General features: G+C 65.7%; 25 protein-coding genes and 2 pseudogenes. 7 read left to right on the top strand and 20 right to left on the bottom strand.

Going from position 1 to position 22,417, the window contains the following annotated elements; all coding sequences use genetic code 11:
- Positions 1-11 precede the first annotated feature (11 nt).
- On the top strand, positions 12-527 hold the full coding sequence (locus AADZ78_RS10665; protein ID WP_204079693.1) for a GNAT family N-acetyltransferase: 516 nt from the start codon (positions 12-14) through the stop codon (positions 525-527).
- A gap of 268 nt (positions 528-795) precedes the next feature.
- Here AADZ78_RS10665 and AADZ78_RS10660 read toward each other — a convergent pair whose 3' ends face one another.
- Positions 796-2,280 (bottom strand): FAD-dependent oxidoreductase, encoded by a 1,485-nt coding sequence (locus AADZ78_RS10660; protein WP_085252063.1) that lies wholly within the window; start codon positions 2,278-2,280, stop codon positions 796-798.
- An 80-nt stretch (positions 2,281-2,360) separates the two neighbouring features.
- Between AADZ78_RS10660 and AADZ78_RS10655 the strand changes: the two genes are divergently transcribed.
- Together AADZ78_RS10655 and AADZ78_RS10650 are read left to right on the top strand one after the other, a co-directional pair.
- Entirely contained in the window at positions 2,361-2,975 is a 615-nt protein-coding gene (locus AADZ78_RS10655) for a TetR/AcrR family transcriptional regulator (RefSeq protein ID WP_085252085.1), read from the top strand.
- Between the two features lie 494 nt (positions 2,976-3,469).
- Positions 3,470-4,420, top strand: a complete 951-nt coding sequence (locus AADZ78_RS10650; protein ID WP_085252062.1) for an ERCC4 domain-containing protein — start codon at positions 3,470-3,472, stop codon at positions 4,418-4,420.
- A 1-nt stretch (position 4,421) separates the two neighbouring features.
- On the opposite strand, the pseudogene AADZ78_RS10645 reads toward AADZ78_RS10650, so the two are convergent.
- The 7 genes and pseudogenes from AADZ78_RS10645 to AADZ78_RS10615 form a co-directional block, all read right to left on the bottom strand.
- Positions 4,422-4,841, bottom strand: a pseudogene (locus AADZ78_RS10645) (type II toxin-antitoxin system VapC family toxin).
- Complete coding sequence (locus AADZ78_RS10640; RefSeq protein ID WP_085252061.1) at positions 4,838-5,062, bottom strand: ribbon-helix-helix domain-containing protein; 225 nt, start codon at positions 5,060-5,062, stop codon at positions 4,838-4,840. Before AADZ78_RS10640 ends, AADZ78_RS10645 begins: the two are co-directional and overlap by 4 nt.
- A gap of 45 nt (positions 5,063-5,107) precedes the next feature.
- On the bottom strand, positions 5,108-7,942 hold the full coding sequence (locus tag AADZ78_RS10635) for an aminotransferase class I/II-fold pyridoxal phosphate-dependent enzyme (protein ID WP_085252060.1): 2,835 nt from the start codon (positions 7,940-7,942) through the stop codon (positions 5,108-5,110).
- An 82-nt stretch (positions 7,943-8,024) separates the two neighbouring features.
- Complete coding sequence (locus AADZ78_RS10630; protein ID WP_085252059.1) at positions 8,025-8,441, bottom strand: antitermination protein NusB; 417 nt, start codon at positions 8,439-8,441, stop codon at positions 8,025-8,027.
- Positions 8,438-8,911, bottom strand: a complete 474-nt coding sequence (nusB, locus tag AADZ78_RS10625) for a transcription antitermination factor NusB (RefSeq protein ID WP_085252058.1) — start codon at positions 8,909-8,911, stop codon at positions 8,438-8,440. Before nusB ends, AADZ78_RS10630 begins: the two co-directional genes overlap by 4 nt.
- A gap of 2 nt (positions 8,912-8,913) precedes the next feature.
- The gene (gene efp / locus AADZ78_RS10620; RefSeq protein WP_085252057.1) at positions 8,914-9,477 is read right to left on the bottom strand and encodes an elongation factor P; all 564 of its coding nucleotides are present in this window, start codon (positions 9,475-9,477) and stop codon (positions 8,914-8,916) included.
- Between the two features lie 15 nt (positions 9,478-9,492).
- Positions 9,493-10,611, bottom strand: a complete 1,119-nt coding sequence (locus tag AADZ78_RS10615) for a M24 family metallopeptidase (RefSeq protein ID WP_085252056.1) — start codon at positions 10,609-10,611, stop codon at positions 9,493-9,495.
- A 33-nt stretch (positions 10,612-10,644) separates the two neighbouring features.
- Between AADZ78_RS10615 and AADZ78_RS10610 the strand changes: the two genes are divergently transcribed.
- Complete coding sequence (locus tag AADZ78_RS10610; RefSeq protein WP_085252055.1) at positions 10,645-11,364, top strand: B-4DMT family transporter; 720 nt, start codon at positions 10,645-10,647, stop codon at positions 11,362-11,364.
- Here AADZ78_RS10610 and aroQ read toward each other — a convergent pair.
- The 4 genes from aroQ to aroC are packed head-to-tail and all read right to left on the bottom strand — an operon-like array spanning position 11,361 to position 14,622.
- A complete protein-coding gene (gene aroQ, locus AADZ78_RS10605; protein WP_139828912.1) occupies positions 11,361-11,810 on the bottom strand; it encodes a type II 3-dehydroquinate dehydratase in 450 nt (149 codons plus the stop codon). The two genes, AADZ78_RS10610 and aroQ, sit on opposite strands and share 4 nt — an antisense overlap.
- Entirely contained in the window at positions 11,798-12,886 is a 1,089-nt protein-coding gene (gene aroB / locus AADZ78_RS10600) for a 3-dehydroquinate synthase (protein ID WP_085252053.1), read from the bottom strand. Before aroB ends, aroQ begins: the two co-directional genes overlap by 13 nt.
- Positions 12,883-13,413 carry a shikimate kinase gene (locus tag AADZ78_RS10595; protein ID WP_085252052.1) on the bottom strand — a complete coding sequence of 177 codons (531 nt, stop codon included), beginning with the start codon at positions 13,411-13,413 and terminating at the stop codon, positions 12,883-12,885. The genes aroB and AADZ78_RS10595 overlap by 4 nt, the downstream gene beginning before the upstream one ends.
- A gap of 3 nt (positions 13,414-13,416) precedes the next feature.
- On the bottom strand, positions 13,417-14,622 hold the full coding sequence (gene aroC, locus AADZ78_RS10590) for a chorismate synthase (RefSeq protein ID WP_085252051.1): 1,206 nt from the start codon (positions 14,620-14,622) through the stop codon (positions 13,417-13,419).
- 100 nt (positions 14,623-14,722) lie between these two features.
- Between aroC and AADZ78_RS10585 the strand changes: the two are divergent.
- The 3 genes and pseudogenes from AADZ78_RS10585 to AADZ78_RS10575 all read left to right on the top strand — a co-directional run.
- Positions 14,723-14,814, top strand: a pseudogene (locus AADZ78_RS10585) (VapC toxin family PIN domain ribonuclease); the annotation flags it as partial.
- Positions 14,815-14,859: 45 nt separating this feature from the next.
- The gene (locus tag AADZ78_RS10580; RefSeq protein ID WP_085252050.1) at positions 14,860-15,117 is read left to right on the top strand and encodes a ribbon-helix-helix protein, CopG family; all 258 of its coding nucleotides are present in this window, start codon (positions 14,860-14,862) and stop codon (positions 15,115-15,117) included.
- Positions 15,114-15,491, top strand: coding sequence for a type II toxin-antitoxin system VapC family toxin (locus AADZ78_RS10575; RefSeq protein WP_085252049.1), 378 nt, complete (start codon positions 15,114-15,116; stop codon positions 15,489-15,491). Before AADZ78_RS10580 ends, AADZ78_RS10575 begins: the two co-directional genes overlap by 4 nt.
- An 83-nt stretch (positions 15,492-15,574) precedes the next feature.
- On the opposite strand, the gene AADZ78_RS10570 is transcribed toward AADZ78_RS10575, so the two are convergent.
- The 8 genes from AADZ78_RS10570 to AADZ78_RS10535 all read right to left on the bottom strand — a co-directional run bounded on the left by AADZ78_RS10570 (position 15,575) and on the right by AADZ78_RS10535 (position 22,391).
- A complete protein-coding gene (locus AADZ78_RS10570; RefSeq protein ID WP_085252048.1) occupies positions 15,575-15,970 on the bottom strand; it encodes a PIN domain-containing protein in 396 nt (131 codons plus the stop codon).
- Positions 15,967-16,206 carry a CopG family transcriptional regulator gene (locus AADZ78_RS10565; protein WP_085252047.1) on the bottom strand — a complete coding sequence of 80 codons (240 nt, stop codon included), beginning with the start codon at positions 16,204-16,206 and terminating at the stop codon, positions 15,967-15,969. Before AADZ78_RS10565 ends, AADZ78_RS10570 begins: the two co-directional genes overlap by 4 nt.
- Before the next feature lie 95 nt (positions 16,207-16,301).
- On the bottom strand, positions 16,302-16,733 hold the full coding sequence (locus AADZ78_RS10560) for a prepilin peptidase (protein ID WP_085252046.1): 432 nt from the start codon (positions 16,731-16,733) through the stop codon (positions 16,302-16,304).
- 10 nt (positions 16,734-16,743) lie between these two features.
- Complete coding sequence (locus AADZ78_RS10555; protein WP_085252084.1) at positions 16,744-17,550, bottom strand: shikimate dehydrogenase; 807 nt, start codon at positions 17,548-17,550, stop codon at positions 16,744-16,746.
- Positions 17,537-18,781 (bottom strand): endolytic transglycosylase MltG, encoded by a 1,245-nt coding sequence (locus tag AADZ78_RS10550; RefSeq protein ID WP_085252045.1) that lies wholly within the window; start codon positions 18,779-18,781, stop codon positions 17,537-17,539. Before AADZ78_RS10550 ends, AADZ78_RS10555 begins: the two co-directional genes overlap by 14 nt.
- A complete protein-coding gene (gene ruvX, locus AADZ78_RS10545; protein ID WP_085252044.1) occupies positions 18,774-19,238 on the bottom strand; it encodes a Holliday junction resolvase RuvX in 465 nt (154 codons plus the stop codon). The genes AADZ78_RS10550 and ruvX overlap by 8 nt, the downstream gene beginning before the upstream one ends.
- On the bottom strand, positions 19,239-21,953 hold the full coding sequence (gene alaS, locus AADZ78_RS10540) for an alanine--tRNA ligase (protein ID WP_085252043.1): 2,715 nt from the start codon (positions 21,951-21,953) through the stop codon (positions 19,239-19,241). It lies immediately after the preceding gene.
- Positions 21,954-22,001: 48 nt separating this feature from the next.
- Positions 22,002-22,391: a secondary thiamine-phosphate synthase enzyme YjbQ gene (locus AADZ78_RS10535; RefSeq protein WP_169726368.1), complete on the bottom strand. Its 390-nt coding sequence runs from the start codon at positions 22,389-22,391 to the stop codon at positions 22,002-22,004.
- Between the last annotated feature and the right edge of the window lie 26 nt (positions 22,392-22,417).

Here is a 22,417-nt window from a genome sequence, read left to right as displayed (position 1 = left end):
CGCCTGAACGGATGACAGGACCGCGGCTACTTCTGCGCGCGCCCGTGCTCGACGACGCTGACGCATTGTTCGAACGCATCGGCAGCGACGTCGAGGTCATGCGCTATCTGGTGTCGGCAGTCCATCCGGACGTGTTGCACACCCGACGCGTGATCACCGAGAAGCTCAATACCAGCGCGGATAGCCGGACCTGGGCGATCGCGCTGCAAAGTACCGGTGACGTCATCGGCCTCACCAGCTACCAACGCCATGCGCCCCACTCCGCCGAAGTGGGTGGCTGCGTCGGCCGACGGTGGTGGGGCGCGGGCTATCTGCCGGAAGCACTCAACCTGCAGCTGGCGGCACTGGCCGATGATCCTGAGGTGTACCGCGTTTGGGCCACCTGTCACGTCGACAACACACCGGCGGCGCGAATGATGGTGCACATCGGGTTCGTTTTGGAGGGCCGGCTGGCGCGTGAGGCCGTCTACCCGGCCATGGGTCCCGAACCCTGCGACAGCCTGCTCTACGCCAAAATCCTGCGCTGAGGCCGGTGTTATGGAGCCGACGGGATCCACCACTGCGTCATGAAATCCCGCCGGCACTGGCGAACCGACTATGTCGGGTTACGAGTCAGATCCTCACTCGGGGACTTCGCCAACAACGAAGGAGATCACGGATTGGGCCGTCTCCACTTCTTGAAACAAAACTTCGTGCGCCATGTATTCACCACCTTTCCTGTCCTGATTGATTGCTTCCGCCGCGCCACGCTGCGCTCGGCTAACCGGCGGTCTGGGTATCCCGGCGACTTGCCCACTACCCGCGGGGTAGCAACCAGTTGCGGTAGGCGGTCAGCGACGCGAGGTCGCTGGTGATAGCGCCGATGTAGCCGTCGGGGCGTACCAGGACGGCCGCGTCGTCGTCGATGTCGTAGACCCGCCGGATATGCCGATCGGTGTCGAGGATGTCGTTGCCGATTTCGTAGGAGTGGACGCATGAGTGGTCCAGATAGGGCGCACCACGCCCGAATCGCAGCAGCGTCCAATGCGCGCCGGCGAACAGCGTAAATAGCCGAGCACGGCGGCCATTGGCGAGCATCGGCGCGTCCGGCGCGCGATCACCGGCAGCCAGCGCGGCGCTGGAGCAGTCATCGAGCGTCAGTGGCCCATCGCGGTAGCTCAACTCGAGTTGTCGGGTTTTCGCACTGCGCTCAAGCGCATCGGCGCTGCCACGCATGGTCTTGGCCAACATCTCGGCGCTGATTGCAAGGGCGCGCTCAGCAGCAGGCATACGCTCCGCTTCGTAACTGTCCAGCAGTTCATCGGGAGCTCCGGCGAGCACGGCCGCCAGCTTCCAGCCCAGGTTGTAGGCGTCCTGCACACCGGTGTTCAGTCCCTGCCCGCCGTTGGGCGGGTCCACGTGCGCCGCATCGCCAGCCAGCAATACCCGTCCGGCGCGAAAGCTCTGCGCCATGCGGACATTCAGTCGCCAGGTGGTGGCCCAGGTTATCTCGCGCAACTGGATGTCGGCGCGCTCGGAGACGGCGTTCAGGGTCGCCTGCAACCCCGAAACGGTGGGTTCCGCGGCGTCCCCTATGGTGCTGAGCACTGTGGTGCTCAAGACAAAGGCGTCGGTCGCTCCGGGGAGCGGCATGAGTGCGAAAGAGCCGCTGCCATCCAGCATCCACACGTGCCCGTAGTCATGGTCCAGACCCTCGAGCCGTAGGTCGGCCTGCAGCACCCGCAGCTTGTCGTCGGTGATGCCGACGAATGGGATCGCCAGCGCGCGGCGCACCGTGCTGCGGACGCCGTCAGCACCAACCACATAACCGGCCCGGACGAGTTCACCGTTGCCAAGGCGCACCGTCACCGCATGCCCGTCCGGCCGGTCGGCCTGCCTCACCGCCACCACTTCAGCGCCCAGCTCCACCTGCACCCCGCACCTCGACAGCCGAGAGCGCAGGATCTCCTCGGTACGCCACTGCGGCAGGAACCACGGGTTCGGGAAAGGCGTCTCGGCGCTCGGCAGCTCCTTGGCGCCGATCCGACGCTCCCCGACCACCGCCAGCCCGTCATAGATGCGCACCTGCGGTGCACCCATGCCGTCCGCACACACCTCGTCGAGGACACCGAGGTCTTCGAAGACCTCCAGCGTGCGCGGCTGCAAGCCGTGACCCCGGGAGCCGATGGCGAACCGCTCGGCCTTATCGAGGATGCGCACGTGGACACCGCGGCGCGCCAATTCGATCGCCAGCGTGAGTCCGGTGGGCCCACCTCCGACGATCAGCACCTGGGTGTCCATAATCCTCCCATACTGAAGTATGATTCACTGAATTTTAATTCAGTGTGATTAGTGCTAGCTTGCCTGTCAAGGAGGTGCTGGTGAAACGGGCGGAACGGGCGGCTGGCACCGCGGTTGCGCTCAAGGACGCGGCTCGGCGGGTGTTCGCGCGAAAGGGCTACCTGAATACCAAGATCACCGACATCACCGACGAGGCCGGACGCGCCGCGGGGTCGTTTTACAACCACTTCACCAGCAAGGAAGACCTGCTGCGGGCGGTGCTCGCGGACATGTTCGCCGAACACGACCGGGAAGTGGCTGCGCCCGATTCCCAGCACAGCGCGGACTTCACTGATCGCGCCGCGGTGCGCTGGCACGTCGCTTCGCACTGGCGCTTTCACCGGCGCCACGCCGTCGAGCTGACTGCGCTACGTCAGGCGGGTCTGGTGAACCCGGAGTTTGGCGCCCAACTGCAAGCCCTGATGAGCGAAGACATCAACCAGCTGCGCAATCACCTCGACCCCATCAGCGCGTCCGGCCGTACGCTGCCGGGGCGTCCCGAGGTGGTGCTGGCGATGTTTGTCGGGTTGCTGGAAGGATTGGAGTCACAGTGGCAGATGTCGAGTGGCCAGTTCGGGGAATACCATGTCGACGAGGATGAGGCGATCGACGCGTTGACCGAGTTCGTCTACCGTGCCCTCAACGGGCAGCCCTAGGCGTTTTCGGCGACCACCGGCACGGCCTTGAGAAGGCTTGGTTTGCACCACCATTCGCCCTTTCGGTCCTCGGCGCCCAGCAAAGCCCGGCGTCGCCAGCAGTGCCTGCCTGGCCCTGGCATGCCGGGTCCGCCTTGCCAAGGTCATGAAGTGCCCCCACGAGTCGACAGGCATCCGCGGAGCCGAACGCGGCCCCGAATTCACCTGCTCGTTGTCCGGTTCCTAGCAAATGGTCCGAAAGCGAGTGCCAGCGGCCACTGGCATTGGGTGAGTGGGCGGCGAGAACCCGCGGCCGAGCATCGACGTCAAGGTCACAAGTGTGGCCATCAGATTGCCTCGCGTATCGTGGCGTGATTTGCGTCACGTGCGCAGCGAAAGGGAAGGGTCCGACATGTTGTTACGGATTCGTTAAGGCAACCTGACGACAAGCGTCAGCTAAACACGGCCATGCACGCGTCGTGTCCGACCCACGCCGCACAGTAGCCTGACAATCTGTGGAGCTGCTCGTCGCCGCCAACCCCGACACTGGCTCACGGCTGCCGTACCTGATCCGGGTGCCGGTGGGCAGCGGGCTGGTGTTCGCCACGTCGGATGTGTGGCCGCGTACCAAAGCGTTGTACTGTCATCGGCTCGACATCGCTGACTGGCCCGACGACGCCGTCGTCGTCGACCGGGTCGAGCTGCGCAGCTGCAGCCGCCGGGGCGCGGCTATCGACGTGGTCGCCGCCCGCGCCCGCGAGAACCGGTCGCAACTGGTGCACACCACGGCCCGCGGTCGCCAGGTCGTGTTCTGGCAAAGCCCCAAAACGCGAAAGCAATCCCGGCCCGGTGTGCGGACGCCCACCGCTCGCGCCGCCGGTAACCCCGAGCTCGAAATCGTCGTCGACACCCACGAACGGTACCCGTACAACTTCGCCGACAAACCGGTGGCGACGACACGCGAAGCACTCCCCTGCGGCGACTACGGGCTCAGGGTGGGTGATCAACTCGTCGCCGCAGTGGAGCGAAAAGCGTTGTCGGACCTCGCTTCCGGGGTGCTTAACGGTAGGCTGAAATACCAACTCACCGAACTCGCCGCGCTGCCAAGGGCCGTCGTAGTCGTCGAGGACCGCTACTCGGAACTCTTCGCGCTCACCTATGCTCGTCCGGCGGCGGTCGCCGACGGGCTGGCAGAGTTACAGATCAGCTTCCCAACGGTGCCTATGGTGTTCTGCCAGACCCGCAAGCTGGCCCAGGAGTACACCTATCGCTATCTCGCCGCCGCCCTCGCATGGTTCGTCGACAGCACCAATGCTGCAACGGTTTTCGACACAGCTCCCACTGATCCCGAGCCCAGCAACGCCGAACTACGCGCATGGGCCAAGAGCGTCGGTCTGGCGGTGTCCGACCGGGGGCGTCTGCGCCCGGAGATTCTGCAGGCCTGGCACGACACGCAGGACCGTTGAGCTACAGAAGCTCAACAACTCCGGACGACGCCGAATCAGCCAGTGCTGCATCGAAAGTCACCAGCCGCCCGCCATAGCGGGCGCCCAAAGCAATCAGATGGCGGTCCGTAACAAGACGGTGAGTCGAAACAGCCGCACGATCGCCACCCTCGCCAACCACCACGGCACGTCGTCGGGCCAAAACGCGCGGCCTGGATGCCCTCGTAACGCCTCCAATTGTGCGATAGCAGTCGCCGGTGTCGTCGACACCTGCATCAGCCTGCGATTGCTCGAAATACGAACGAATCCCAGTTCAGTGACCGGCGTTGTCGCCCATCCACTCGAGGACGACCACGTAAACCATTTCCGCGCCGCCGTGTGCTGAACATGGTTTGCGCCAGCCCAATGCAATCAGCACATTCACGTCGAGGAGTGCGGTCACACGTCTTCCTCAAGAGCGCGAGCGACATCTTCATCGGTGATGATTGGCGCATCCGGCGGAAAGTCGAATACCGGTAGCCCATCGACCACGACGATCCCAACGGGCCGCAGCGACCTGCGCGCCAGCTCAGAAATCACCGCGCCTATGGACCGACCTTCCGCGCGAGCGATGTTGCGCGCATCTTCTAGGACATCGTCATCGATTCGCAAAGTGGTGCGCACAACATCATCGTAGGAGGGGCCCTACTCTCGGCGGACCATCAGCCGTCACACATCTTCGGCCACAGTCCCCACGACGCGGTCGCCATTTAATGCGGAAGCATCCCGCGGCACCTCGAAGACCGGGAACGCCGAACCCACCGCGGCCGTCGCCGCGTTCCGCTGGGCCTCCAACCGTGCGAGCGCCTCCTGGGTGAACACCGACAACCCAAGTTCATGGTTGTATCCGTGGATCTCCTTGACGTCGAGTTGGGCCAGGAAGTAGATGATCTCCTTGGAGACCACCTGACCCGGGACCAGTACCGGGAAACCCGGAGGGTAGGGCACCACAAAAGTGGTGGACACCAACGTCTTTCCCTCGGCAAGCCGTCGCCCGGCCATCCCGATCAGCACGTACTCACGGTCCGACTCTTCGTAGCCGGCATAGAAGGCCGACCGCGTGTCGCCGAACATGCACGCGTCTTCCGGACGGAAGGCAACGTCGAACTCGCTGAAGTCGGGTAGGTGCGGCAGATCCTGGGTGATCTCCTCAACACGGCGCTCGTGCAGGGCCCAATCGGCCGCGCTGGCCGCGTTCTTGGTCCGGTCGAAGTCGGTGGCCACCCGGCGCAGCACGTCGAGCAGATAATGCACGCTCGACCAGGTGACACCGATGGTGAAGATCAACAACACGCTGTTGATCGACGTCTTGTTGATCTGGATCCCGAATCGCTCCATCAGGATTTTCTCGCGGAAGTCGTACCCGTTCATTCCGGTATTGCCGATGAACAGGGTGACCCGCGTCGGGTCGAGGACGAACTGGTCGGATCGCCACGCCTCGTTCCACTCGGCCAGTGCGCCCTGACGGACCTGGCGGTAGGAACTCACCGCAGACGCGCGGTACTCCTCGGGCACCAGGTCGGATTCGTCGAGAATGCGGAACCACTTACTGATCAGGCGGTCTTTGCGGACGCGGTGCCGGAAGACCAGCGCCATATCGTAAACCTGCCGAACCAGATGGAAACCCTCGATGTCGACCTGTCGGCGCGCCAGGTCCAGCGACGCGAGCAGTTGTTGGTTCGGCGATGTCGAGGTGTGCGTCAAGAACGCCTCACCGAATGCATCCCGGGCGCGGGCGTTGAAATCCTGGTCGCGCACATGGATCATCGACGCCTGCCGCAGCGCCGACAGCGACTTGTGGGTGGAATGCGTTGCATACACGCGAACCCGGGCGCGAGCCGGGTCGGGCAGCAGGCGGTGATTAACCCACTCCGCCCGCGGGATCCCCGCCATCGACACGCACCAATTCCGGTATTCCTCAACGTATTCCGACGACGCCAGCTTCGATTCCAGTCGCTCGGCCGACACCATCGCGGTACGCTGTCGAGCCCATGGCACCGCGGCGGCAAACGCGTACCACGCCTCGTCCCACAGGAAGCAGATGTCCGGCTTGATCGCCAGCACCTCCTCCATCACCCGCTGGGGGTTGTAGACGACGCCGTCGAAGGTGCAGTTGGTGAGCAGCAGCATGCGCACCCGGTGCAGCTGTCCGGCCGCCTCGAGATCCAGCAACGCCTTCTTGATCGTGTGCAGCGACACCGCGCCGTAAATCGCGAACTGCGGCAACGGATACGCGTCGAGGTAAAGCGGGTAGGCGCCCGCTAGGACCAGCCCGTAGTGATGCGACTTGTGGCAGTTGCGGTCGATGAGCACGATGTCGCCCGGCCGGGTCAGCGATTGGACGACGATCTTGTTGGCGGTGGAGGTCCCATTGGTGACGAAGTACGTGTGATTGGCGCGCCAGGTGACCGCGGCCTTGTCCATCGCCTTCTTGATGTTGCCGTGCGGGTCCAGCAGCGAATCGAGTCCGCCGGAGGTAGTGGAGGTTTCGGCCATGAAGATGTTGCGGCCGTAGAACTCGCCCATATCCTGCAGCGACTTGGAGTTGAAGATGCTGGCGCCACGCGCGACCGGCAGAGCGTGGAATTGACCGACGGGCGCGGCCGCATAGGCGCGCAACGCGTCGAAAAACGGTGTGGAGAAACGATTTCTCAGGCCCGCGAGCACCGTGCTGTGCAGATCGGTGACGTCGTTGAGCCGGTAGAACGTCCGATCGTAGACGTCGGGCTGGTCGTCATTGCCGGCCGCGATCGATTCGTCGGTGAGCAGATACAGGTCGATGTGTGGCCGCAACTCCCTGATCCACTCGCCGCATTCGACCCAGTCGTGGGCGCCCTCGATGGAGACCATGTCCTCGTTGGCGCCCAGCAACGCGTTCATGAGCGGCAACCGGTCACGGGACCGCAGCGGCAGGTCGTGGCGGATGATCGCGGCCTGGATCTCGCCGTTCAATGCCACCGCGGTGATGGCGTCCTCGACGCTGGGGGCCACCAGTATCTCGAATTGGACGTCGTCGGCCGGATTGCGCAGCGCCCGCAGGCTTTCCGCGAGGCAGTCCGGAGCCGTGGACGGGGCATCGTCGGCAAGCAGCACGGTGTAGAACTGCTGCTGCTTGGCCTGGGCCACCAATTCCTGGTCGGCCAGCGGCGCCGACGTGTCGAATAGCGCTGTGCGGTCGCCATATTCGGAGAGCAAACGTACGGCCAGCGACACCTCCTCGGTAAGCCGGACCGTGGACTTACTCTCCAGGTGAGCGCGGAAAGTCGCCAGATTTTGCGCGCCGGGATAGAGCCAATACCGCTCGTAGGCCCCGATGCGGTCCATCAGGCGCTTGACTTTGGCCATGTCGTGCGCGGTGTCCAACCCGGCCAGGTCAACCTCGGCGAGATGACGGCAGGCGTCGTCGAGCAGGTTCCACGTGTCGATGCGCGCGTATGAGGGGTTGGCTACCGCCGCCAATGCGGAGACACGCAGTCGTCGCGGGCGGGCGCTGTCTCGATTCATGTCGTCAGCTTTCCATCCGGTTGCCGCTATTGTGTCCCGCCCCCGCTCAAAGCGCGATCATTTCGATCCGGAATTCGACCGTTCAGCCGTCCAGTTCGTCATCGCTTTCCGCGATCCGCCCTTTGCTCCGATTACCGAGGGGATGTTCCATCCAGCGCAGCACCGGCAGCTGCGGGAACGGGGGAAACTCCCAGTGGCGCGACGGCATCTCGGTGACATCGGCGAGCGATCGGACCACGGCTTGCGTCAGGCCCATAATCGCAGCCATGACCGGCAGCAACGGCTGCAGTGGCTTCGCCGCCGTGCGAACGGTGCTGATGCGGCGGGCCAGAATCAGGCGCTCGATCGAGTGATACAGCCAGGCGCCGACGCCAAGCGCATAGATCGACAAGACCGACGCGACGATTGCCCACCCCAACGCGGCGCAAATGACGGCGCCGAATATCACCGTCGCGGCCAACACAGCGGCGACGACGACACGCAGCTCCAGCCGGGTCACGATGCACTTCCTCGAACCGCCTGGGCGGCCGCTCGGATCTGCGGCGTCACCAGCATGACCTGACCCAGCACGCCGTTGACAAAGCCCGGCGAGTCGTCGGTGGATAGCTCCTTGGCCAGCTCGACGGCCTCGTCGACGGCGACCGGCTCCGGCACGTCGTCGGCGTACAGCAGCTCCCACACCGAAACCCGCAGAATGGCACGATCGACCGCGGGCAGCCGGTCCAAGGTCCAGCCCTGCAGATGCGAGGTGATCAAGTCATCGATATGGGCGGCGTGCGCGCTGACCCCTCGGGCCACCGCGGCCGTATACGGATGCAGCGGCCTCACGTCGGGCTGTGTTTCGGCCAGCGCGGTGCGAGCATCGACCACCTCGACTGGGCTCATACCCCGGGCCTCGGCCTCGAACAACAGGTCGACCGCGCGCTTGCGGGCCTGATGACGTCCTTTAACCGGCTTTCCGTCAGGCATGTTTAGGCGTTGACCCGACCCAGGTAGCTGCCGTCGCGCGAATCGACCTTCAATTTGTCGCCGGTGTTGATGAACAGCGGCACTTGGATCTGTGCACCGGTTTCTAGGGTGGCCGGCTTGGTGCCCGCACTGGACCGGTCGCCCTGCAGCCCCGGCTCGGTGTGCGTGACCTCCAGCTCCACCGTCACCGGCAGCTCGATGTAGAGCGGCGCGCCGTTGTGGAACGCCACCTGCACCGGCAGGTTCTCCAGCAGGAATCGCGCGTCGTCGCCGACCAGCGACTCGGGGAGGTGGTGCTGCTCGTAGTCCTCGCTGTCCATGAACACGAAATCCGAGCCGTCGCGGTACAGATAGGTGGTGTCGCGCCGGTCGACGGTGGCGGTTTCCACCTTCACCCCGGCGTTGTACGTCTTGTCGACGACCTTGCCGGACAGCACGTTCTTGAGCTTGGTGCGCACGAACGCCGGGCCCTTGCCGGGCTTGACGTGCTGGAACTCGGTAATCGTCCACAGCTGCCCGTCGATCACCAGGACAAGTCCGTTCTTGAAGTCAGCAGTGGTCGCCACGGTCTCCTAAATCTCCTACAAGATGGCCAGTTCCTTAGGGAACCGGGTCAACAATTCCGGGATCAGCCCGGTAGTTTCATGCGCTTTTGGCGTCCTGCCAGCTACTACCAATGTGTCCTCAATGCGGACGCCGCCGCGGCCGGGCAAATAGACGCCGGGCTCCACGGTCACCACAGAGCCCGCCAGTAGTGTACCGGCGGATGTCGCTCCGATGCCCGGTGCTTCATGAATCTGCAGGCCGACGCCGTGTCCCAGACCGTGGCCGAAGTGATCGCCGTAACCGGCGTCGGCGATGAGCTGGCGCGCGGCGCCGTCCACGTCTCGTAGCTCCGCGCCCGGCCGCAGCGCCTCTCGGCCGGCCTTTTGCGCCTCGGCGACCAATTGGTAGATCTCCAGCTGCCAGTCGGCCGCCGAGCCGAGCACGAAGGTGCGGGTCATGTCGGAGTGATAGCCGGCGACGAGCGCGCCGAAGTCGATTTTGACGAAGTCACCCGCCGCCAGCACCGCGTCGGTGGGGCGGTGGTGTGGGATCGCCGAATTCGGCCCGGCCGCAACGATGGTCTCGAACGACACCGCGTCGGCGCCATGGTCGAGCATCAGGCCCTCCAATTCGCGGCTCACCTCGCGTTCGGTTCGGCCCGGCCGCAGGCCGCCGCGCTGCACCAGGTCGGTCAGTGCGGCGTCGGCCGCCTCGCAGGCCAGCCGCAATAACGCCAGCTCACCGGCGTCTTTGACCTCCCGCAGCTTCTCCACGATCCCGGAGGCCCGCACCAACTCGGTGTCGTGCCCTTCCAGGGCAGCCGACATCGCATCCAAGCCGTCCACGGTGACCACGTGGCTCTCGTAGCCCAGGCGTCGCACGCCGTCGTGCGCGGCCCGGCTCGTCAGGTAGCTCCCAACGGCTCGCTCGATCGCCGCCTCAAGGTCGGGTGCTTGCCGCGCCGCCTGCGTGCGATACCGGCCATCGGTGGCCAGTATCGCCTCGCGATCGTCGGCGAACACCAGCAACGCGCCGTTAGACCCGCTGAAACCCGATAGATATCGGACATTTATCAGCTCCGTGACCAGCATCGCGTCCAGTCCGGTGGCAGCAATTTCGGTTTTGAGCTTGTCCCGACGCTGAGAATGTGTCACGACCCTTGACGGTACTCGCTAGGCTGAAGCCCCATGAGGAACTGGATGCTGCGCGGATTAGTGTTTGCCGCCGCCATGGTGGTTGTCCGCCTCTTTCAAGGGGCGTTGATCAACGCGTGGCAGACACAGTCCGCGCTGATCAGTATCGTGCTGCTGCTGTTCTTCATTATTGGCGTGATCGTGTGGGGGGTGATCGACGGCCGCAACGACGCCAAGGCGAACCCGGATCCGGACCGTCGTGAGGACCTGGCGATGACCTGGCTGCTGGCGGGCCTGTTCTCCGGAGTGGTCAGCGGGGTGGTGGCCTGGATCATTGCGCTGTTCTACAAGGCCATCTACACGGGCGGGCTGCTCAACGAGGTGACGACCTTCGCGGCGTTCACCGCTCTCCTGGTGTTCGTGTTCGGAATCCTCGGGGCGGCTTTCGGCCGGTGGCGCGTGGACCGGCTGATCGCGAAACAGCCGGTTAGACATCACGGCCTTGCTGCTGAGAAGGAGCGTGCGGACACCGACGTGTTTGCCGCAGTCCGCGCCGACGAGACTCCGACCGGGCAGACGGCCGCCGCCCAGCCTGAGGAACGGACCGCGGCGGTGGCCACGGCCGAGCGTGAGGAACCTACCGAGACGATCCGCACGACCGAAGAAGAGTCACCCACCGAAACGATTCCCACGGCCGAGGGTGAGGCACCCACCGAGGTGATCCGCACGGATACCGAGCAGACCAAGCCGGACACACCGAAGAAGAAGGACTAGCCGACGGCACCGGAAGATCCGGCCAGGTAGCGCAGGGCGAGCAGGTAGCCCTGTACTCCCAACCCGACGATCACTCCGGTCGCCACCGGGCTCAGATACGAGTGGCGCCGAAACTCCTCGCGCGCATGCACATTGGAGATATGCACCTCGATCAGCGGTGCGCGCAGTTCAGCGCAAGCATCGCGCAGCGCCACCGATGTGTGCGTCAGACCGCCGGCGTTGAGTATCACAGGTTCTGCGGCATCGGCGGCCCGATGAATCCAATCCAGCAGTTGGGCCTCGCTATCACTTTGCCTCACAAGGACTTTGAGTCCCAGTTCGGCGGCCTCACGCTCGATCAGGGTCGCCAGCTCGTCGTGGGTGGTGCTGCCGTAGACGGTGGGCTCGCGCTGACCCAGCCGGCCCAGGTTCGGGCCGTTGATCACGTTGACGATCATGGGGCGCACACTCCCGCGTAGGCGGTCACCAGCAGCCCGGGGTCCGGTCCCACCAATCGGCCCGGCTTCGCCAGCCCGTCGAGGACTACGAACCGAAGCACCCCGGAGCGGGTTTTCTTGTCGCCTGCCATGTATTCCAGCAGTTGCGGCAAGGCGTCGTGATCGTAGCTGACCGGCAGGCCCAGTGAGGTCAGGATGGTGCGGTGACGCTGCGCGGTGGCGTCGTCAAGGCGTCCGGTGAGTCTGGCGAGCTCGGCCGCGAACACCAGGCCTACCGACACCGCGGCGCCGTGTCGCCACTCATAACGCTCCCGACGCTCGATCGCATGTGCCAAAGTGTGGCCGTAGTTGAGGATTTCGCGCAGTTCGGATTCCTTCTCGTCGGCGGCGACGACCTCTGCCTTGACGATGATTGCGCGCCGGATCAACTCCGGCAGCACGTCACCGTTCGGATCCAGCGCGGCCTGCGGGTCGGCCTCGATGAGATCCAGGATCACCGGGTCCGCGATGAACCCCGCCTTGACCACCTCCGCCATCCCGCAAATGATTTCGTTGCGCGGCAACGTTTCCAGCGTCGCTAGGTCGACCAGCACGGCAAGGGGCTGGTGAAACGCGCCGACCAGGTTTTTGCCGGCGTCGGTGTTGATGCCCGTCTTGCCGCCGACGGCCGCGTCGACCATGCCCAGCAATGTGGTGGGCACGTGCACGATCGAGACGCCGCGCAACCAGGTAGCCGCCGCAAACCCGGCCACGTCGGTGGCCGCCCCGCCGCCGAGGCTCACCAGGGCGTCTTTGCGGCCGATTCCGATGCGGCCCAACACTTCCCAGATGAATCCCACGACGGGCAGGTCCTTGCCGGCTTCAGCGTCCGGTATTTCGATGCGATGTGCATCAACTCCCTTGTCGGCCAAGCGCTTTCGCATGACCTCTGCCGTCTCCGCCAGCACCGGCTGGTGCAAGATAGCGACCTTGTGCCGGCTGGAGAGCAGTTCGTCCAACTCGCCCAGCAATCCGGTGCCGATCACCACCGGGTAGGGCGGGTCGACTGCCACCCGCACGGTGACCGGTTCGCTGATACCGCTCATGTGGTGGCCTGACTCGGACTGGGAACCTGCAGCCGCGACAGGATGTAGCGGACCACCGCCCCCGGGTTGCGACGGTTGGTGTCCACGCGGATGGTGGCGACGCGCCGGTACAGCGGAACCCGTTTCGACATCAGGGCCCGGTATTTCTCGGCGCGGTCCCCGCCGGCCAACAACGGCCGCACGGTGTTGCCGCCCGTGCGCCGGATGCCTTCGGCGGCGCCGATCTCCAAGTAGACGACGGTGTGGCTGGCCAGTGCTGCGCATACCCCGGGGCTGGTGACCGCGCCGCCGCCGAGCGAAAGCACCCCGTCGTGTTCGGCCAGCGCCGCGCGCACCACGTCCTCCTCGATGCGTCGGAACTCTTGCTCCCCATCGTTGGCAAAGATCTCGGCGATGCTACGTCCGGTCCGCTGCTCGATCGCCACGTCGGTGTCGAGCAGGGTGACGCCCAGTGCCTTGGACAGCCGCCGCCCGATGGTGGACTTACCGGAGCCCGGCAAGCCGACGAGTACCGCTTTAGGGGCCATTGCTTAACCCGAGGCTCGTGCGGCCGGCGCTTCGCGGTCGGCGACGGTGCGCTGGTAGGCGGCGATATTGCGGCGGGTTTCGGTCAGTGAATCCCCGCCGAACTTCTCCAGCACCGCGCGGGCCAGCACCAACGCCACCATGGTCTCGACCACGACTGCAGCGGCGGGCACGGCGCAGACATCGGAGCGCTGGTGGATGGCGACGGCTTCGTCGCCGGTTGCCATGTCGACGGTGGCCAGCGCCCGCGGCACGGTGGAGATCGGCTTCATGGCCGCGCGCACCCGCAGCGGCTGCCCGTTGGTCATACCGCCCTCGAGCCCACCGGCGCGGTTGGTCGAGCGCACGACGCCATCGGGGCCGGGGTACATCTCGTCGTGGGCTTGGCTGCCGCGGCGGCGCGCGGTCTGAAATCCGTCGCCGATCTCCACGCCCTTGATCGCCTGGATGCCCATGACCACCGCGGCCAGCTGGCCGTCGAGCCGGTTGTCGCCGCTGGTGAAGGAACCCAGCCCCACGGGCAGGCCCAGCGCCACCACCTCGACCACGCCGCCCAGGGTGTCGCCGTCCTTCTTGGCCGCCTCGATCTCGGTGATCATGGCTTGTTCGGCGGCCTCGTCGAACGCGCGAACGGGACTGGCATCGATTTTCGGCAGATCCTCGGCCCGCGGTGGCGGACCGTCGTAAGGCGCCGATGCGCCGATCGAAATGACATGTGACAGCACCTCAACCCCCAGCGCCTGACGCAGGAACGCCCGCGCGACGGTCCCCGCCGCGACGCGAGCGGCGGTCTCGCGGGCGCTGGCCCGCTCCAGCACCGGGCGCGCGTCGTCGAAGCCGAACTTGAGCATGCCCGCATAGTCGGCGTGCCCGGGCCGCGGCCGGGTCAGCGGCGCATTGCGAGCACTGCCTTCGAGCTCCGCCGGGTCGACCGGATCGGCGGCCATGACGGTTTCCCACTTCGGCCACTCGGTGTTGCCGATCTCAATGGCGATGGGACCGCCCAGAGTGGTGCCGTGACGCACCCCGGACAGCACGGTCACCGCATCCCTCTCGAACGCCATCCGCGCGCCGCGGCCATAACCCAGCCGGCGGCGGGCCAACTGGTCGGCGATGTCGGTCGAGGTGACTTCCACGCCGGCGACCATGCCTTCCACCACGGCCACCAGGGCGCGGCCATGGGACTCCCCCGCGGTGATCCAGCGCAACACGCGTCCCATCTTCCCATGGCAATGCATTGTCCAGGCAGCATGTGGGGCTCGAGTAACTCAGCTGCGCGAACCGCGCGTCCACATTCGCTGACGGCCATCAACCGTCGTATGGCACTACGACGAGGACTATGACCGGGTCGCAGCATCACGGGCCAGCGCATGGAATGGATTGCGCCTCGCGGAAGCCTTTAGTAGGCAGCGCAATCTTTGGAACATCACTTGATGTATAGTGATGTCATGCGGACTCAGGTAACCCTGGGCGAAGAGGAGCTCGAGCTGCTCGATCGCGCCGCCAAGGCGAGCGGCGCATCGCGGTCGGAACTCATCCGACGCGCAATCCACACCGTCTACGGCATGAGATCCAAGCAGGAACGGCTCGCCGCGCTCGACTACAGCCATGGCTCGTGGCGAGGACGGGACTTCACCGGCGCCGAGTATGTCGACGCGATTCGGAGCAACCTCAACGAACGCCTCGCTCGGCTCGGTCTGGCGTGAAGCTGATCGATACCTCGGTCGCGGTAGACCACCTTCGCGGCGAGCCTGCGGCTGCGGAGCTGCTCACCGAATTGGTCAATAACGGTGAGGAGATCGCGGCCAGCGAGCTGGTGAGATTCGAACTCCTCGCAGGCGTGCGGAAAAGCGAACTCGCGACACTTGAAGCTTTCTTCTCGGCATTGGCGTGGACCCGGGTGACCGAGGACATTGCCCGGATAGGCGGACAACTCGCCCGTCGATACCGGCGCAGCCACAGTGGCATCGACGACGTCGACTACCTAATCGCCGCGACCGCAATTGTCGTCGACGCCGATCTGCTGACCACTAATGTGCGTCACTTCCCGATGTTCCGGGATCTACAGCCACCGTACTAAGCGATGCTGGTTGGTTTCGCGACCCGTTTAGACCGAGGTTCCCCGGGTGGCCCAGCCGTGTCCTCCGGCAGGGGTTGCGACGCCTACTCGGGTCTTACCTCGACAAAACCTGCTGCGCTGAAGTCACCGTCGAAGGCATACGCATTATGGATGCCCTTGCTGCGCATCAGCGCGAAGCTCGTCGCATCGACGAATGAGTACTCTCGCTCATCATGCCGCGCGAGCCATTCCCAGGCCTGCTCTTCCAAGTCGGCCGTTACGCGCTCGACGCGAACGATGGTGCTGAAGCGGATAGCAGCGGCAGCAACCGCGGCGCGGTGACCGCAGCGCCGGTTGAGCAGCGTCCAGGTCTCGCTCAGGACATGATTGGAAGTCACAACTACGGCCGGTTTGCTAGCCCACAACCTCTTCGCTGTGTCGTGTCGAGCGTCTCTGGCGTTGCCGAGCGCCGCCCAGAAGGACGTGTCGGCGAAAATCATTCGCGCTTTCCGTAAACCACATCGTCAACGGACGCGGACAAGTCCGCTCCCCCCTCGAACGATCCAACGAAGGCATCGACAGGATCTGGGCCCGGGTGCCGAAGATGTTCAGCGACGTATTCGCGGATCAGCGCCGCCTTCGACTTCCGCTGCCGTCGTGCCTCAACAGCAAGCGCCCGGTCAACGTCCTCGTCGATGTAGATCTGCAGCCTTTTCACGCGCAAAATATACGTCATCAAGCTAATGATGTATACATCATATGGGCCTCGTGCCTCTGCGAACCCGCATCGGCCACGATCGACGCGGTTCGGCGGAGCCAGCGTCCGGCCCTCTACTGCGGGCCTCTGATGAACACCAACGCGACAGCCGTGGCCACGCACATCGACGGACCGTGTGGGACCGTGCGCACGCCGCGCCACAGCCCGACCACGCCCACAAGCGCGGTCAGCAGCGGCGCGGCCAGCGCCGCCGGCAGCCACACCTCGGTGCCGAAGCAGCCCGTCAACCCGCCCAGGCCAATCGCCAGCTTGACGTCGCCGGCGCCCATCGCCGTCGGCGCCAACAGATGGACCAACAGGTACACCGCGGTCAATGCCGTCGCACCGGCCAACGCCGGCATGCCACGGCCAGCGACGGCCGCGCCCAGCAGAACCAACGCCGCCCCGGGCAGCGTCAGCAGGTTGGGCAACCGCCGTTGCTTGATGTCGTAGTAGCTCAATGCCGCGAGCCAGGTCAGCAGTACACCCGCGATCCCAATCCGCATGCGCGGCAGGCTAATCCAGTTCCGCCAATGCGCAAGTCATGGCTTCTCGGGGCGCGGGCAGCCCGGTGAATTGCTCAACCTGCGCGAACGCCTGGTGCAGCAGCATGTGCAGGCCGCTGATCACCCGGCCCCCCGCGGCGGACACGGCCGCGGCCAGCGGTGTGGGCCACGGGCTGTAGATGGCGTCGAGCAGCACCGGGATCGTGGCGAAAGTGCCGGCATAACGCGCCGCCACATCAGCAGGGATGGTGCTGACCAGCACCTGCGCTACGGCGACTTCGTCGGCCAGACCGGGGCCGTCGAGGTCGCAGAATCGGGTCGCGACGCCGACTCGCGAGCCCAGGTCCACCAGCCTGGCCGCCTTGTCGAGGTTACGCGCCACGATGGTGATCCCGGTGACGCCGAGTTCGGCCAATCCGACGACCGCCGCCGGTGCGGTACCACCCGACCCGCACACCAGCGCATGCCCGGATACCGGCCCGAGCGCGCCGGTTACGCCGTCGATATCGGTGTTATCGGCGCGCCAGCCGCCCGGAACGCGCACCAGGGTGTTGGCCGATCCCACCTGTTCGGCGCGAGCGGTGCGCTCGTCGGCGAAACGCAGGGCAGCGAACTTGCCCGGCATGGTCACCGACACGCCGACCCACTCCGGCCCGAAAGCACCGACCACACCCGGCAGCTCTTCGGCACCGCACTCGATGCGTTCGTAGGTCCAGTCGTCCAGACCCAGCGCACGGTAGGCGGCCAGGTGCAGCTGCGGGGACCGGGAATGCGCGATCGGCGAGCCGAGAACGGCCGCCCTTCTAGCGCGTGCTATCGAGGACACCGTTGCGCTTGGCCAGCTCGATGTTCGCCAGATGCTGGCGGTAATCCCTGGTGAACAGCGTTGTCCCCTGGGCGTCGATGGTGACGAAGTACAGCCAGTCCCCCGGCGCTGGATGCTCGGCGGCTCGCAGCGCGTCCACGCCGGGCGAACAGATCGCCGTGGCCGGCAAGCCTTCGGCCACGTAGGTGTTCCACGGCGTGCGTTGCGCACGGTCGGCATCGCTGGTGGCCACCTCCCGACGGTCCAGCGGATAGTTCACCGTCGAGTCGAATTCCAGCGTGCGGTGCTCGCGCAGCCGGTTGTAGATGACTTGCGCCACCTTAGGGAAGTCCTGCACGTTGGCTTCCTGCTGCACCAGCGACGCCACCACAAGGATGTCGTAGGGCGACAAGCTCAGGGCCTTGGCGGTATCCACCAACCCCGACTTCGTGTACTCGATGGCGCCGGCGCCGATCAGGGTCGCCAGGCTGGTCTCGGCCGGGGCCGCAGGATCGATGTTGAAGGTCCCCGGTGCGATGAGGCCCTCGATCCGGCGGTGGTCGTCACCCAGCTCTAGCACCGGCTGGACCGCCCAGGGCGGCACCGACAGCATCGCCGGGGTGCTCTTGCTTGCCGCCGTGCGCAGGTCGGCCACCGAAACGCAGCGCTGGTTACCGTCGAGATCCACACAGGTGGCCCGGGAGATCAGCGAGAAGATCCCAGGATTCAGCTTGCCGGTCTTCATGTCCGTGGTGTCGTCGAGCTGTCGACCCTCCGGAATGACGAGCTTGCCCACCCGGTTCCGCGGGTCCGCGAGCCGCGCGACCGCGCTGGCCGCCGGGATCTCGGTGCGCATCCGGTAGAAGCCGGGCTGAATCGACGAGATCGCGGCGTTACCGTGTGCGGCGTCGACAAACGCCCGCACGGTGCGCACCACGCCCTTGTTGTGCAGCGTCTCCCCGACCGCGGTGGTCGAGTCACCGGCCTCGATCTGAATCACGATGTCGCGCTTGCCGTTGCCGGTGTAGTCGTCGTTGGCGCCGGATAGCAGGTGCCACAGTTTCGAGCCGAGGAAGACGGTTGCAACTCCTACGACGACGATCGAGCCAATCGCGAATCCGCCGGCGATGCGGCGCCGACGGCGGATTCGTTGCGCGCGTTTGCGCTCGGCACGGGTTCTCCGATGTCTCGCCGGCCCGACCGCCACGGGCTCGACCCGACGGTGCCCATCTTCATCAGACATCGGAACCTGCCCCGGCGCGGCGTTGATCCAACCAGCTCTGCAGGATGGCCACCGCGGCCACCTGGTCGATCACGGCGCGTTGGTCGCGGGCGCGCACCCCCGCCTCCCGCAATGAGCGCTGCGCACTGACCGTCGTCAACCGTTCGTCGGCGAGCCGCACCGGTGTCGGGGCGATCCGCTCTGCCAGCGCATCGGCGAGATCGATCGCGTCTTGCGCCGAGGGGCCGATGCGGTCGGCCAGGGTGCGCGGCAGTCCGACGATCACCTCGACGGCCTCCAACTCGGCGACCAGCGCGGCCAGCCGCTTCAGGTGCTTACCGGAACGGTCCCGGCGCACTGTTTCCAGCGGGGTGGCGAGGATACCGTCGGGGTCGCTGGACGCCACGCCGATGCGCACCTTGCCGACGTCGATGCCGAGGCTCCTCCCACGTCTAGGTCCCCGCTGTATTTCGACCACTCAACCGACCCGCGCTATCACGGCGATCTCGGAGCGCACCGCCGAGAGCGCGGCGTCGATGCCGGTCGGATCCTTTCCTGAGCCCTGCGCCAGGTCGGGCTTACCGCCGCCCCGGCCGTCGACCGCCACGGCGAGCTGTTTGATCAGATCGTTGGCACGGATCCCCAGGTCTTGAGCGGCGGGATTGGCGGCAACCGCATACGGCACGGTGGAGCCCTCGTCCCCAGGAGGCGCAGCGATCAACGCGACCACCGCGGGATCGCTGCCCAGCTTGCCGCGGATGTCGCCGACCAGGGAGCGCAGGTCGGCCGCCGACATTGCGCTGGACATTCGCTGTGCCACCACCCGGACGTTACCGATGCGCTCGGCTCCGGCGGCCGCATTTGCCGCGGCCGCCCGGGAGCTCGCCTGCCGCACGCGTTCGAGTTCCTTCTCGGCGGCCTTGAGCCGGTCCACCAAGTTGGCCACCCGGGCGGGCACCTCAACGGAGGGCACCTTCAGCGACGCGGCCAGCCCGGACATCAGCGCACGCTCCTTGGCCAGGTGCCGGAAGGAATCCAGGCCGACGTAGGCCTCCACCCGGCGCACCCCGGAGCCGATCGACGATTCGCCCAGAATCGTCACGGGGCCGATCTGCGCGGTGTTGGGCACATGCGTGCCACCGCACAACTCCAAGGAGAACGGTCCGCCCATTTCCACCACCCGCACTTCGTCGGGGTAGCTCTCACCAAACAGCGCAATCGCTCCCATCGCCTTGGCTTTGTCGAGCTGCTCGGTGAACGTGTGCACCTTGAAGTCGGCCTGCACCGCCTCGTTAGTCACCTCTTCGATCTGGGTGCGCTGCTCTTCGGTCAGCGGCCCTTGCCAGTTGAAGTCGAAGCGCAAATAGCCCGGCCGGTTCAGCGACCCGGCCTGAACCGCGTTGGGCCCCAACACTTGTCGCAGCGCCGCGTGCACCATATGGGTGCCCGAGTGACCCTGGGTGGCACCCTTGCGCCAGCCCGGGTCCACCGCCGCGACGACGGTGTCGCCCTCGACGAACTCTCCCGATTCCACGTTGACTCGGTGTACGTAAAGGGTTTTGGCGATCTTTTGCACATCGGTAACCGCGGCCTTGGCGCTCCCGCCGGCACCGGTCCCGGTGATGGTCCCGGCGTCGGCGATCTGCCCGCCGGACTCGGCGTACAGCGGTGTGCGGTCCAAGACCAGTTCCACCCGGTCCGCGTGGAGGGTGTCGCCGTGCGCGACCACCGGAACCCGCTTGCCGTCGACGAAGATGCCCAAAATCTTTGCTTGGGAGGTTAATTCGTCGAATCCGGTGAACTCGGTGGGGCCGGCGTCGACCAGCTCGCGGTAGGCGCTCAAATCGGCGTGGGCGTGCTTGCGCGCGGCGGCGTCAGCCTTGGCGCGCCGGCGCTGCTCGGCCATCAGTTCGCGGAAGCCCGCCTCGTCGACGGTCAAGCCGGCTTCAGACGCCATCTCCAACGTGAGCTCGATCGGGAACCCGTAGGTGTCGTGCAGGGTGAAGGCATCCGAGCCGGAAACCACCGTGGCGCCTGCGGATTTGGTCGCGCCGGCAACCTCGTCGAACAGCTTCGAGCCCGACGCCAGCGTGCGGTTGAACGCCGTCTCCTCGGCAACGGCGATGCGGTTGATCCGCTCGAAGTCGTTAACCAACTCGGGATACGACGGGCCCATGGAGTCGCGCACGGTGGCCATCAGATCACCGACGATGGGGGTGTCGATGCCCAGCAGCTTGGCCGAGCGGATGACCCGGCGCAGCAGCCGGCGCAACACATAGCCGCGGCCGTCGTTGCCGGGGCTGACGCCGTCGCCGATCAGGATGGCGGCGGTGCGGCTGTGGTCGGCGATGATGCGGTAGCGCACGTCGTCTTCGTGACTGCCGACATCGTAGGGGCGCGGCGCACGAGTGGCGACCAAGTCGATCACCGGCCGCAGCAGGTCGGTCTCGTAGACGTTGTGCACCCCTTGCAAAACCAGTGCGATCCGTTCGACGCCCATGCCGGTGTCGATGTTCTTGCGCGGTAGCGGCCCCAGGATCTGGTAGTCCTCCTTGGTGGTTCCCTCACCGCGCTCGTTCTGCATGAACACCAGGTTCCACACCTCGAGGTAGCGGTCCTCGTTGACGATGGGACCGCCCTCGGGGCCAAACTCGGGCCCGCGGTCGTAGTAAATCTCCGACGACGGACCGCATGGCCCGGGGATGCCCATCGACCAGTAGTTATCGGCCATCCCGCGGCGCTGGATCCGCTCGGGCGGCAGCCCGGCGGTCTCCTGCCATAGGCCAGCGGCTTCGTCATCGTCGAGATATACTGTGGCCCAGAGTTTTTCGGGGTCAAGCCCGTATCCCCCGTCGGCAATGCTGTTGGTCAGCAGCGCCCAGGCCAGTTCGATGGCCCCGCGCTTGAAGTAGTCGCCGAACGAGAAATTGCCGGCCATCTGGAAGAAGGTGTTATGCCGGGTGGTGATGCCCACCTCGTCGACATCGGGCGTGCGGATGCACTTCTGGATGCTGGTGGCCGTCGCGTATGGCGGCGTGCGCTGCCCGAGGAAGAACGGCACAAACTGGACCATGCCGGCGTTGACGAACAACAGGTTGGGGTCGTCGAGGATCACCGAGGCACTCGGCACCTCGGTGTGGCCCGCCTTCACGAAGTGATCAAGGAACCGCTTCCTGATCTCGTGTGTTTGCACTCTGTTTGCTTTCTTTCTTTGTTCGCAGGTCAATTGCCAGACGTAAACCTAGCCTTCTACAAAGCTCAAACGCACCGACCGCCGCGGATTGTCCCGGTTCAGGTCGACCAGTACGACGCTTTGCCAGGTGCCCAGCATCGGCTCGCCCTGTGCGACCGGCACCGTCACCGACGGCGCGACGAGCGCCGGCAGCACGTGGTCGGCGCCGTGCCCCTCGGAGCCGTGCGCGTGCCGGTAGCGGTCGTCGCGTGGCAGCAGCCGCTCCAGGGTGTCGACCAGGTCGTCGTCGGACCCGGCGCCGGTCTCGATGATCGCCACCCCGGCGGTCGCATGGGGAACGAACACATTGCACAGACCATCCCCGTACGAGAAGCAGAACCTGCGTATCGCGTCGGTGAGATCGACAATGCGGCGCCGCGAGGTGTCCACATCCAGCACGTCGGTATGCACCTGTCAAGCCTACG

Origin of the sequence: Mycobacterium riyadhense, assembly GCF_963853645.1 — a bacterium.
GTDB classification, from domain to species: Bacteria; Actinomycetota; Actinomycetes; order Mycobacteriales; family Mycobacteriaceae; genus Mycobacterium; species Mycobacterium riyadhense.
Note: the sequence above shows the minus strand (reverse complement) of the source record. Positions and strands in the feature narration are given on the sequence as shown.